Source organism: Mycolicibacterium gadium, from assembly GCF_010728925.1.
Lineage (GTDB): Bacteria > Actinomycetota > Actinomycetes > Mycobacteriales > Mycobacteriaceae > Mycobacterium > Mycobacterium gadium.
The window spans coordinates 3,751,297-3,763,143 of sequence record NZ_AP022608.1 but is presented as its reverse complement, the minus strand read 5'-3'; the positions used below and the strand labels follow the sequence as shown (position 1 = coordinate 3,763,143).

General features: G+C 65.9%; 12 protein-coding genes and 1 pseudogene. 5 read left to right on the top strand and 8 right to left on the bottom strand.

Translation table 11 applies throughout. The features are described 5' to 3' along the window. Window positions 1-11 precede the first annotated feature (11 nt). The 4 genes from ipdC to echA20 are packed head-to-tail and all read right to left on the bottom strand — an operon-like array spanning window position 12 to window position 3,443. Window positions 12-1,073, bottom strand: coding sequence for a (3aS,4S,5R,7aS)-5-hydroxy-7a-methyl-1-oxo-octahydro-1H-indene-4-carboxyl-CoA dehydrogenase (ipdC, locus tag G6N36_RS18565; protein WP_163688381.1), 1,062 nt, complete (start codon window positions 1,071-1,073; stop codon window positions 12-14). Then, window positions 1,073-1,816 carry a cholesterol ring-cleaving hydrolase subunit IpdB gene (gene ipdB, locus G6N36_RS18560; RefSeq protein WP_276067718.1) on the bottom strand — a complete coding sequence of 248 codons (744 nt, stop codon included), beginning with the start codon at window positions 1,814-1,816 and terminating at the stop codon, window positions 1,073-1,075. The genes ipdC and ipdB overlap by 1 nt, the downstream gene beginning before the upstream one ends. Further along, on the bottom strand, window positions 1,816-2,691 hold the full coding sequence (gene ipdA / locus G6N36_RS18555; protein WP_163688379.1) for a cholesterol ring-cleaving hydrolase subunit IpdA: 876 nt from the start codon (window positions 2,689-2,691) through the stop codon (window positions 1,816-1,818). Before ipdA ends, ipdB begins: the two co-directional genes overlap by 1 nt. Next, window positions 2,688-3,443, bottom strand: a complete 756-nt coding sequence (gene echA20 / locus G6N36_RS18550) for a (7aS)-7a-methyl-1,5-dioxo-2,3,5,6,7,7a-hexahydro-1H-indene-carboxyl-CoA hydrolase (protein ID WP_163688378.1) — start codon at window positions 3,441-3,443, stop codon at window positions 2,688-2,690. Before echA20 ends, ipdA begins: the two co-directional genes overlap by 4 nt. Before the next feature lie 64 nt (window positions 3,444-3,507). Here echA20 and G6N36_RS18545 point away from each other — a divergent pair, with 64 nt between their 5' ends. The 4 genes and pseudogenes from G6N36_RS18545 to G6N36_RS18530 form a co-directional block, all read left to right on the top strand. Next, window positions 3,508-4,281 carry an SDR family oxidoreductase gene (locus G6N36_RS18545; RefSeq protein WP_163688377.1) on the top strand — a complete coding sequence of 258 codons (774 nt, stop codon included), beginning with the start codon at window positions 3,508-3,510 and terminating at the stop codon, window positions 4,279-4,281. Window positions 4,282-4,314: 33 nt separating this feature from the next. Further along, window positions 4,315-5,220, top strand: coding sequence for an SDR family oxidoreductase (locus tag G6N36_RS18540; RefSeq protein ID WP_163688376.1), 906 nt, complete (start codon window positions 4,315-4,317; stop codon window positions 5,218-5,220). A 73-nt stretch (window positions 5,221-5,293) separates the two neighbouring features. Then, a complete protein-coding gene (locus G6N36_RS18535) occupies window positions 5,294-6,316 on the top strand; it encodes a TAXI family TRAP transporter solute-binding subunit (protein WP_235690099.1) in 1,023 nt (340 codons plus the stop codon). Window positions 6,317-6,372: 56 nt separating this feature from the next. Beyond that, window positions 6,373-8,325, top strand: a pseudogene (locus tag G6N36_RS18530) (TRAP transporter permease); the annotation flags it as partial. Here G6N36_RS18530 and G6N36_RS30135 read toward each other — a convergent pair. Genes G6N36_RS30135 through G6N36_RS18515 form a run of 4 tightly spaced genes read right to left on the bottom strand, consistent with a single transcriptional unit; the run spans window position 8,297 to window position 10,441 of the window. Next, on the bottom strand, window positions 8,297-8,368 hold the full coding sequence (locus G6N36_RS30135; protein ID WP_264001558.1) for a hypothetical protein: 72 nt from the start codon (window positions 8,366-8,368) through the stop codon (window positions 8,297-8,299). The pseudogene G6N36_RS18530 and the gene G6N36_RS30135 sit on opposite strands and share 29 nt — an antisense overlap. A gap of 40 nt (window positions 8,369-8,408) precedes the next feature. Then, the gene (locus tag G6N36_RS18525; RefSeq protein WP_163688375.1) at window positions 8,409-8,867 is read right to left on the bottom strand and encodes a nitroreductase family deazaflavin-dependent oxidoreductase; all 459 of its coding nucleotides are present in this window, start codon (window positions 8,865-8,867) and stop codon (window positions 8,409-8,411) included. 9 nt (window positions 8,868-8,876) lie between these two features. Further along, a complete protein-coding gene (locus tag G6N36_RS18520; protein WP_163688374.1) occupies window positions 8,877-9,266 on the bottom strand; it encodes a DUF8021 domain-containing protein in 390 nt (129 codons plus the stop codon). Next, complete coding sequence (locus G6N36_RS18515) at window positions 9,266-10,441, bottom strand: steroid 3-ketoacyl-CoA thiolase (RefSeq protein ID WP_163688373.1); 1,176 nt, start codon at window positions 10,439-10,441, stop codon at window positions 9,266-9,268. Before G6N36_RS18515 ends, G6N36_RS18520 begins: the two co-directional genes overlap by 1 nt. A 130-nt stretch (window positions 10,442-10,571) precedes the next feature. Between G6N36_RS18515 and G6N36_RS18510 the strand changes: the two genes are divergently transcribed. Continuing rightward, window positions 10,572-11,825, top strand: a complete 1,254-nt coding sequence (locus G6N36_RS18510) for a cytochrome P450 (RefSeq protein WP_163688372.1) — start codon at window positions 10,572-10,574, stop codon at window positions 11,823-11,825. Window positions 11,826-11,847: the final 22 nt, after the last annotated feature.

Below are 11,847 nucleotides of genomic sequence, written 5' to 3'. Positions count from 1 at the left end.
ACTTCAGATGGCTATTCGACCAGCGCGGCAGCCGCCTGCAGGTGTTTGACCGCATCGGCCACGATTGATTCGACCAGTTCGGCGCACGACGGCAGGTCGCTCAGGATGCCCGCCACCTGGCCTGAAGCCAGCACCCCCGCGTCGGTGTTGCCCTCGACCAAACCGGCCTTCAGCAGCATCGGGGTGTTGGCCGCCATGACGACCTGCGACCAGGTGAGTTCTTTACCGTGCCGCATCTCCAGGCCGTCGCTGATCATCGAACGCCATGTCATGCCGGACATCTTCTTGAACTTCTGGGCGTTGCGGATCGCGGCGGAAAAACCACGCAGGCGCGAACCGCTCTCGAGTTTCTCCACGAGCCCGGTGCGCAGCACTCGATGCGGCATACCGTCGACGCGGGTCGACACGACCGTGCCGTCCAATGCGGCCTCGAGGTATCGCCGCTTGACCGCTTCGGGCACGGTCGAATCGGAGGTCAACAGGAACCGGGTTCCCATCGCGACGCCGGCCGCTCCGTAGGACAGCGCTGCGGCGAGCCCGCGGCCGTCGAAGAATCCGCCCGCCGCGACGACGGGAATGTCGACCGCATTCAACACCGAGGGCAGCAGCAGCGTGGTGGCGATCGGCCCGGTGTGGCCGCCACCCTCGCCGCCCTGGACGATCACCGCGTCGGCACCCCACCCGGCCACCTTCTTGGCGTGCTTGGCGAGGCCGACCGACGGAATCACCACCACTCCGGCGTCTTTCAGCTTCGCGATCAGGTCGGGTTTGGGCGCCAGCGCGAACGATGCCACCCGCACGCCTTCGCGAATCAGCAGGTCGATTCGCTCGTTCGCGTCTCCGGCGTCGGCCCTGATGTTGATGCCGAACGGCTTGTCGGTGGTTGCCTTGACTTTCGTGACGGCGGTCGCCAGCTCCTCGAGCGTCATGGTCGCCGATGCCAGGATGCCGAGTCCACCGGCATTGGAGGTCGCCGCCACCAGCCGCGCACCCGCCACCCAGCCCATGCCGGTCTGCACCACCGGATGCTCGACGCCGACCAGCTCGGTCAGCGGAGTGCGCAGCTTGACCATTATCGTATTTCCTTGTCCCGTAGTGACTTCGGATCAATGACTTCGCGGATCAGTTTCTGCTCCTCGTCGGTGGGCAGCCGTGTCGTGTCGGCCGCCTCGAGGCCGTGCACCTCGAAAGAGGTGTTCTCGGCGACCTGCTCGGCCTCGACGCCGGGGTGCAGCGACAGCGCGCGCATCTGGTGGTCGGGTCCGTTGAAATCGAAGACGCCGAGGTTGGACACCACGCGGAACACGTTGACGAACCGGTAGGCGGGATTGTCGGGATCAACTTTGTCCCAGCCGATTCCGGATACCACGTCGACGAAATCGCCGAACACCCGCTTGGAGTGATTGCCCACCCAGTAGCTCGTCGCATGGTTGATGGTGTTCCCGGGGGCGCCGCGCACGCCGAACATCTGGCGGGTTGGATGCTGCAGCGGGCCAAACGCCGACAGGTTCTGATTGCCGTAGCGGTCAACCTGATTGGCACCCATGACGACATGGCGCCTACCCCAGGCCAGCGTCTCGAAGACACGGCCGAACGGCATCCAGCCCTCGATCGCCCCAGCCGCACCGAGCGCGGGGGTATCGGCTAGCAGCCGGGCCTCCCCGTCGGTCAGCAGTATGTCGGGGGAGAAGGTCAGGCGGGCCAGCCGGGCCCCGATCGACACCATGTTCGCCATCGGGCTGACCATGATCTCGCCTGCGTCGCGGAACAATTCGGCGCACGCCACGGCACACACCTCGGCGCGGGTCACTGACATCACTGGCTCTCTCCAAACTTCCGCACGGCGGCCTGATAGTCGGCCTCACTGCCGGACAGATACGTCGTGACGAAGTCTTGCCACGTTTCGTCGGAACCCGCGGCCTCGGCGTAGTGCCGCTGGAACTTCTCGTCGCGGCGGTAGTCGGGTTCGGCCGTGGTGAAGTGAGCACCGCCCGGTGCCTCGACCACGGTGTCGACCATCATCCGATTGATCAGCAGGGCCTGCGGGGGCACCGCCTTGACCAACTCCTCCGTCGGCACCACCCGCTCGACGGACAGCAGCCGCTTCTTCGCTGCCATCAGGAACAGGTCGTCGAAATACGGGTCGATGCCGGTGTATGCGGCATTGCCCTGGGCATCACCGAGATTCAGGTGGACCAATGCGGCGTCGAGGTTCAACGCGGGCATGGCGATCAGTTCCTCGAAGCCATCTCCGGTGGGGTAGGGCGACTTCACCGTCTTCAGCTCGTCGCCCCAGAACGCGCGGACGTCGCTGCCCAGCCCGGCGCGGATCGGCAGGAACGGCAGGCGCTGTGCGGCGGCCTGCAGACCGCAGCGCACCATACCCTCGTCCATCTCGCGGGCCTCGATGGCGCCGCTGGTGCGGGCCTTGGCGAACCACGGGTCATAGAACGGCGGTGAGTCCAAAGACACGAAGCCGTAGTAGACGCGCTTGACCTTGCCCGCCGAGCACAGCAGACCCAGGTCGGGACCGCCGTAGGTGACGACCGTCAGGTCCTTCACGTCGGTGCGCAGCAGCGCGCGCACGAACGCCATCGGCTTGCGCCGCGACCCCCAGCCGCCGATACCGATGGTCATGCCGCTCTCGATGGACGAGACGGCCTCGTCCAAAGTTGTTCTCTTGTCGCTCATTTGCCTCTCTTATCGGTCCCCGCGAACGCGTCGCGGTGCTCGTCGGCCACGCCTGCGAGGTTGAGCTCGAACGTGAAGCCCTGTTCCATGCGGTAACTCGAGTTCACCCTCTGCACATCGATGAGGTTCAGCGCTTCCTTGGCCGCGCGGATGACGCGGGTGTCCTTGGCGGCGATGTCGCGCGCCACCCGCAATGCGGCCTCGTCGAGCTCGTCGCGCGGCACGACCTCGTGCACCGAACCGAAGTGGTGCAGGGTCGCGGCGTCGACGGTGGCCGCGGTGAAGAACAGTCGGCGCATCATGTGCTGCGGCACCAGTCGCGACAGGTGCGTCGCCGCACCCAGGGCACCGCGCTCGACCTCGGGCAGGCCGAAGGTCGCGTCGTCGGACGCGACGATGACGTCCGCATTGCCGACCAGCCCGATGCCGCCGCCGACGCAGAAGCCGTTGACCGCCGCGACCACGGGCACCTCGCACTCGTACACGGCGCGGAACGCGTGAAAGCAACCGCGGTTGGCGTCGATGAGCGCGGTGAAGCCCTCGGTGTTCTGCATCTCCTTGATGTCAACACCCGCGTTGAAGCCGCGGCCCTCGGCGCGCAGGATCACGACGTGGGTGCTGCGGTCGCGGCCGGCTGCGGTGATCGCGTCGCCGAGTTCGAACCAGCCGCGCGATGGAATCGCGTTGACCTTCGGATAGTCCACGGTGACCGAGACGATGCCCGGTTCGACCGTATTGGTGGTGATCGTCATGCGGATACCTCGGTTACTCTGGGGGTCTCTACCTAAGCAAGCACTTGCTTGGTACGCTAGCACAGTGACCGACCGCCCAGAGATAGTCCTCGGACTCAATGACAGGGTCGTCCTGGTGACCGGAGGAGTACGCGGCGTCGGCGCCGGCATCAGCTCTGTGTTCGCCGCTCAAGGTGCGACCGTGGTGACGTGTGCACGTAGGCCGGTAGACGGATCGCCGTACGAATTCCACAGCTGCGACGTGCGCGACGACGAGTCGGTGGCGGCGTTGATCGACGCGATCACGAGTCGCCACGGGCGCCTGGACGTCGTCGTCAACAATGCGGGCGGATCGCCCTATGTGCTGGCCGCGGAGTCGTCGGCGAAGTTCAACACGAAGATCGTCGAGCTCAACCTGCTCGGACCCCTTTCGGTGTCGATCCACGCGAACGCCGTGATGCAGGAGCAGGCCCAGGGCGGTTCGATCATCAACATCGCCAGCGTCAGTGGGCGCAGGCCGACGCCCGGAACCGCACCGTACGGCGCGGCCAAGGCGGGCATGGAGAGCATCACCGCCACGCTGGCCGTCGAATGGGCGCCGAAGGTGCGGGTGAACTCGGTGGTCGTCGGGATGGTGGAGACCGAGCAGTCCGAATTGTTCTACGGCGACGCCGATTCCATCGCGGCCATCTCCAAAAACGTCCCGCTGGGACGGCTCGCCAAACCGGACGACGTCGGCTGGGCCGCCGCGTTCTTGGCCTCCGACGCGGCGTCCTACATCAGCGGCGCCTCCCTCGAGGTGCACGGTGGCGGCGAACCTCCGCACTACCTGGCAACCACCTCTGCAGACATCAAGTGACACATTCTTCAAACAACCGAGGAGATTTGAGATATGGGACTGCTCGACGGCCGCGTGGTCATCGTGACGGGTGCAGGCGGCGGCATTGGGCGCGCACATGCGCTGGCGTTCGCCGCCGAGGGTGCGCGAGTGGTGGTCAACGACATCGGTGTCGGGCTGGACGGCTCGCCCGCGGGCGGCGGTAGCGCCGCACAGGGCGTGGTCGACGAAATCACCGCTGCCGGAGGCGAAGCCGTGACCAGCGGCGCCAATGTCGCGGACTGGGCGCAGGCCGAGGGCTTGATTAAGACTGCCGTCGACTCGTTCGGCGGGCTCGACGTACTGGTGAACAACGCCGGCATCGTCCGCGACCGGATGTTCGCCAACACCAGTGAGGAAGAGTTCGACGCCGTCATCGCGGTGCACCTCAAGGGGCACTTCGCGACCATGCGCCATGCCGGCGCCTACTGGCGCGCGCAGTCGAAGGCGGGCCACACCGTAGACGCGCGCATCATCAACACCAGCTCCGGCGCCGGCCTGCAAGGCAGTGTGGGACAAGCCAATTACAGTGCGGCCAAGGCGGGAATCGCGGCGATGACGCTCGTCGCGTCCGCGGAGATGGGCCGCTACGGAGTCACCGTCAACGCCATTGCGCCGTCGGCCAGGACCCGGATGACCGAGACGGTGTTCGCGGAGATGATGTCCACCCAGGACAAGGACTTCGACGCGATGGCACCGGAAAACGTTTCCCCACTTGTGGTTTGGCTTGGCAGTGTCGAGTCCAAGGACGTCACCGGCAAGATGTTCGAGGTCGAGGGCGGCATCATCCGCGTCGCCGAGGGCTGGGCCCACGGCCCGCAGGTCGACAAGGGCGCGCGCTGGGATCCGGCGGAGCTCGGTCCCGTCGTCGCCAAACTGCTGGCCGAGGCGCGCCCGCCTGTGCCGGTCTACGGGGCCTGATCGCCGCCGATTGCGCCGAAACGCCGTGCGATAGCGCGCCGCCTTCCATGATGGAGAGGTGAGAGGTTATGCAGTGGGCGGCGTTGCCCGGATAGCCGGCTCGGCCGGCGTTGTTCTCGGCGCAATCCTGTTGGTGGTGGCCGGTTGTGGCGGTCAACGTGGCGGCGAGAACGGGGCGGCGGCGACCGATCCGACGTCGTGTGAGGTCACGTCCGACGCCAGGCTGAGCATCGCGACGGGCAACACCACCGGGGTGTACTACGCCCTCGGCGGCGCCTACGCCGAAGCCATCAATCAGCAGACCGACGGCAAGCTGAAGGCCACCGCCGCCGAGACGTCGGCCTCGCTCCAGAACATCCAGCAACTCGTGGCCGGCACCCATCAGGTGGCGTTCTCGCTGGCCGACACCGCGGCCGACGCGGTCAACGGCATGGCGGCGTTCGACGACGACCAGCCGATCGCCGCGCTGAGCCGGCTGTACCCCAACTACACCCAGGTGATCGTCCGCAGCGACGCAGGCATCAATTCGATCCTCGACATGCGTGGCAAGCGGGTATCCACCGGATCGCCGAACTCGGGCACCGAGGTGATCGCCAACCGCATGCTGGAGGCCGCCGGTCTCGACCCGAAGACCGATGTGCAGGCCCAGCGCACCGAACTCGGCAAGACGGTCGAAGGCATGAAAGACGGTTCGATCGATGCGATGTTCTGGTCGGGCGGGCTGCCGACCGGCGGCATCACCGACCTGTTCGTCAGCCAGCGCGACAACGTCAAGTTCATCGACGTGACCGACACGCTGCCGAAGTTGCAGAACATCAACCCGATCTACGAAGAGGGCGTCATCCCGGCGGACACTTATCAGACGCCCACGGACGTCGCGACCGTCTTGGTGCCCAATCTGCTTCTGGTCAAGAACGATATGGACGGCGACACCGCCTGCGTGCTGACCAAGGCGCTGTTCGACCACAAGCCCGAATTGGTCAAGGTCAACAAGGCGGCCGAAGGCATCTCGCTGGACACCGCACGCGAGACCATGCCCGTGCCGCTGCATCCCGGCGCCAAGCGCGCCCTCGACGACCTCGGCGCGGCGAACTGACCTCCACCGAAGCGGCTGCGTCGGCCGGCTACGAGGACGAGAAGCCGGCCCGGCAGTTGACCGGCTGGGTACACCACCTGGTGACCGTGGGCTGTGTCCTGATCGGGCTGTTCGCGCTGTATCAGGTGTTCTTCCCGCTGGCGCAGGGCAATCAGGTTTCGCTGATCCTGTTCCTGGCGGCAGTCCTTCCGCTCACGCTGTTGTGTTACCGATCCGGTGTGCGGTTGCGCCGCCGGACGGACAAGTCGGAGAACACCGACGAGGCGCCGCGGCAGAATCCGACGTGGTTCGACTGGCTGCTGGCGGTGACCGCGCTGGTGGCCTGCCTGTACCCCGTGTTGCCGTTCCAAATCGGTGACGGCGGAGGGGGATTCGACGAGTTCCTCAGCAGGCAGAGCACGCCGGCGATGGTCGACGTCGTCGTCGGAACGATCGTCGTCCTACTCGTCCTGGAGGCGTGCCGCCGGACCACTGGTGTGGCGCTGCCCATCGTGTGCCTGCTTGCTCTGGGTTACGCCTACTACGGCGGGTACCTGCCGCAGGGGGCGGCGATCGCCCACGCCGGCGTGGATTGGGTGCAGATCGTCAGTGCGTCGTTCATGCAGTCGACGGGACTGTACGGCGTGCCACTCGATGTCGCGGCGACCTACATCGTGTTGTTCACCATCTACGGCGCGGTGCTCGAGGGGTCCGGTGCGAGCAAGTTCTTCATCGACCTTTCGTTCGCCGCGTTCCGCCGGTCGCGGGCGGCCCCGGGACGGACGGTGACACTGGCCGGGTTCCTCATGGGCAGTGTGTCCGGATCCGGGACTGCGACGACGGTCAGCTTGGGTTCGGTGACGTGGCCGGTGTTGCGCCGCGCCGGGTATCCGCGCGAAAACGCGGGCGGAATGCTGGCCGCCGCGGGCATCGGTGCGATCCTGTCGCCGCCGACGCTCGGTGCTGCGGCGTTCATCATCGCCGAGTACCTCGGGGTGCCGTACCTGACCGTCCTGGTCTGGGCGGTGGTGCCGACGATTCTGTACTACCTGGGCATTCTGCTGGCCGTCGAGATCGACGCGCGGCGGTACGGCACGCGCGAGGTCGATGTCGACGCCGGGTCGTTCTGGCGTCTGCTCGGCAGGTTCGGTTACCACCTGATCTCGCTGGTGATGATCGTTGTGTTCCTCGCGCTGGATGTGTCGGCGATGCGCGCGGTCGTCTACGCCATCGCAGTCCAGATCGTGCTGTCGTATTTCGACCGCGAACACCGGCTGACCCCGGTGCGGCTCTACCGGGCGCTGGCCACCGGGGTGCGCGGGGTGCTCTCGGTGGCGGCGGTGTGCGCGGCTGCGGGCGTTGTCGCCGCGATGATCACGCGCACGGGACTCGGTCTGCAGCTGAACTCCATCCTGGTCAACACCGCCCGCGTCATATCTGAAAACCCAACGGTCGTATTGATTTTCACGGCGATATTCGCCGCGTTGGCGGTCTCGGTGCTGGGGCTGGCGGTGCCGGTCACCGCGTCGTTCGTGATCAGCTGGGTGATCGTCGGGCCCGCGCTGCAGGACCTCGGTGTCGCCGCGCCCGCGGTGGCGATGTTCGTCTTCTACTTCGCGGTGCTCTCCGAAGTGACACCGCCGACGGCGCTGGCATCGGTGGCGGCGTCGGCGATCACCGGCGGTCGCGTCATCCCCACGATGATGCAGACGTGGAAGTACACCCTGCCCGCATTCCTTGTACCATTCGCGTTCGTCTTGACCGACAACGGTGAAGGTCTGCTCGGGCTGCGATCGTTCGTCGACATGGTGTGGACGGGCGCGGTGGCCGCGCTGGCGGTGGCCGCGCTGGCTGTCGTCACCGGCGGCTGGATGATCCGGCGGGCGGGCTGGCCTGAGCGCGTGCTGTGCGTACCGGCGTCCGCGCTGCTGCTCTATCTGAACCCGGTGACGATCGCCGTCGGTGCGGGCCTGTTGGCGGTGGCCGCGGCGGTGAACGTCGTCATGGCTCGCAGACGACCATCGGAATCACCCGATCGGCAGCCTCTCGATATCCCCGATACGGCGGGTACATCTTGATCAGGCTGGGCCAGTAGCGCTTTCGCTCATCGTCGTTACGACGGTTCGCAGATGACGAGCGGGATCACCCGGTTGGTCCAGGATTTGTAGTCCTCGTACGTCGGATACATCTCGACCAGTCTCGGCCAGTACTTCGCACGTTCCTCCTCGGTGGCGTCGCGCGCGGTGAGATCGAGGATCTCTTTCTTGATTTGCACCTGGACTTTCGGGTTGGCCTTCAGGTTCAGGTACCACATCGGATGCTTGTCGCTGCCGCCCTTGGACGCGGCAACGACGACGGTGTCGCCGTCGCGGTGGAAGTACAGCGGACTGATCCGCGGCTCGCCGGTCTTGCGACCGATGGTGGTGAGCAGCGCCACCGGGATGCCCTGGAAATCACTGCCGAAGCCTTCACCTCCGCTGCGCCGGTACATGTAGGTGTTGAGCTTCGACATCCACTTGATGAAGGTGTCGGAAGCCTTCGTATCCATGAAGCGGGGACGCGATTTGGCCATGCGGTGATCTTAGGACTCGGTGAGGAACGGGCGGATCCCTGCGCGGATGTGGTGGATCAGGCCGTCGGCCGGGATCTGGAACGTCTCGTCGATGTGCGCGCCGACCTTGCGCCCCAACAGCGAAGGCTTGGTCACGAGATCGAACTTCGCCCGGATGGTGTTGCCGTCGACGACGGTGAACTCGGGCACGGTCGTCGCCTGGATCACCCGGTACTGCAACCCGCGATTCAGGCTGCGGCGCAGGTGATCTCCCGAGAACCCGGTCTTGAGCCCCACCTCGATACGCGTGCACCCGGGCGCGAACGGCACCTTGTCCGCGTCGTGAGAGACCAGCGCGTCGATGTACGCCTGGGCGGCCGCGATGCGCTGGGCTTCCGTGGACGATGGGGCCGCAGACATCAGATCCGCTCGATGATCGTTCCGGTGGACAGTGCGCCGCCCGCGCACATGGTGATCAGCGCGGTGCTCTTGTCGGTGCGTTCCAGCTCGTGCAACGCGGTGGTGATCAGGCGGCTGCCGGTGCTGCCGACCGGATGGCCGAGCGCGATCGCGCCGCCGTTGACGTTCACCTTGTCCATGTCGGGGTTGTGCACCCGCGCCCACGACAACACGACCGACGCGAAGGCCTCGTTGATCTCGGTGATGTCGATGTCGCCCATCTTCATCCCGGCCTTTTCGAGCACCTTCGCCGTCGACTGCACCGGGCCGTCGAGGTGGTAGTACGGCTCGGCGCCGACGAGCGCCTGGCTGACGATCCGCGCGCGGGGCTTCAGGCCGAGCGCCTTGGCTTTCTCCTCGTCCATCCACAGCACAGCGGCGGCGCCGTCGGAGATCTGCGACGACGTCCCTGCGGTGTGGATACCGCCCTCGATCACGGGCTTGAGCGAGTTCAGACCCTCCAGCGTGGTCTCCCGCAGGCCCTGGTCCTTGGTCACGATGTGACGGTCGCTGGTCGGCTGCTTGTTCTCGTCGAGCACCGGCGCTTCGATACCGCTGATCTCGCGGTCGAAGCGTCCTTCCGCCCAGGCCTGGGCGGCCTTGCGCTGCGAGTCGAAGCCGAACTGGTCGATGTCCTCGCGGGTGATACCGCGGCGCTGCGCGATGCGCTCGGCGGCGGTGAACTGGTCGGGCAGGTCGATGTCCCATGAGGCGGGGCGCAGGATGCCGCGGTCGGGGCCGGCGTTGGCGCCGAGGCCGACGCGGCTCATCGCCTCGATGCCGCAGGCGATGCCGATGTCGATGGCGCCGGCCGCGATCAGACCCGCGACCAACCCGTTGGCCTGTTGGCCGCTGCCGCACTGGCAGTCCACGGTCATGGCGCCGACGTGTTCGGGCAGTCCGGCGACCAGCCAGCTGACCCGGGTGATGTTGTTGGACTGCTCGCCGAACTGCGTGACGCAGCCGCCGATGACCTGCTCGACCATGTCGATTTCAAAGCCAGAGTCGTGCCTGGCCTTTTCGACTAGAGCCTTCTGTGTTGCGCCAAGCAACTCGGTGGCGTGTAGGCCGGATAGCCATCCGTTCCGCTTACCGATCGGGCTGCGAGTGGCTTCAACGATGACAGGGTTACCCATTCCGTCAGGCTAGAACACGTTTCATTACTCTGACAAGCGAGGATGGTGACCTGCCTTTTATCTGCGGAGAAGGCATGTTTTACTGGCACTAGAACACGTTGCAATTTGTGTTGAAAAGGAGCGCACGGTCATGGCACCCCACAACATTCCCGCAGACTTCGACTTCCTCGACGCGAGTCTGAACCTCGAGCGTCTACCCGTGGAGGAGCTCGCCGAGCTGCGGGCCTCGGAGCCCGTCCACTGGGTGGACGTTCCGGGCGGAACCGGCGGATTCGGAGACAAGGGCTACTGGCTTGTCACCAAGCACGCCGACGTCAAAGAGGTGTCGAAGCGCAGCGACATCTTTGGCAGTTCGCCCGACGGCGCCATCCCGACCTGGCCGCAGGACATGACCCGCGACGCCATCGACCTGCAGAAGGCCGTGCTGCTGAACATGGACGCGCCACAGCACACCCGGCTGCGCAAGATCATCTCCCGCGGCTTCACGCCAAGGGCGATCGGTCGGCTCGAGGACGAACTGCGCGCGCGTGCCCAGAAGATCGCCGAGACCGCCGCGGCCGAGGGCTCAGGAGACTTCGTCGAACAGGTCTCGTGCGAACTGCCGCTGCAGGCGATCGCCGAACTGCTCGGTGTACCGCAGGACGACCGCGACAAGCTGTTCCGCTGGTCCAACGAGATGACCGCCGGTGAGGACCCGGAGTACGCCGATGTCGATCCGGCGATTTCCTCGTTCGAGCTGATCCAATACGCGATGAAGATGGCCGAGGAGAGGGCCAAGAACCCGACCGAGGACATCGTCACCAAGCTCATCGAGGCCGACATCGAGGGCGAGAAGCTGTCCGACGACGAGTTCGGCTTCTTCGTCGTGATGCTCGCGGTCGCGGGCAACGAGACCACGCGCAACTCGATCACCCACGGCATGATCGCGTTCTCGCAGCATCCCGATCAGTGGGAGCTGTACAAGAAGGAGCGCCCCGCCACCGCGGCGGACGAGATCATCCGCTGGGCCACACCGGTATCCGCTTTCCAGCGCACAGCGCTCGAGGACACCGAGCTCGCGGGCGTGAAGATCAAGAAGGGCGAGCGTGTGGTGATGTCCTACCGCTCGGCCAACTTCGACGACGAGGTCTTCGAAGGTCCTCATCAATTCAATATCCTTCGGGATCCGAACCCGCACGTCGGCTTCGGCGGCACCGGTGCGCACTACTGCATCGGGGCGAACCTGGCCCGCATGACCATCAACCTGATCTTCAACGCAGTGGCCGACGCAATGCCCGATCTCAAGCCGATCGGGGAGCCCGAGCGGTTGATGTCGGGGTGGCTGAACGGCATCAAGCACTGGCAGGTTGACTACTCCGGCAAGAGCGCAGCCGTCGCACAGTAGCTTTCGCGGATCAAGGAGGATT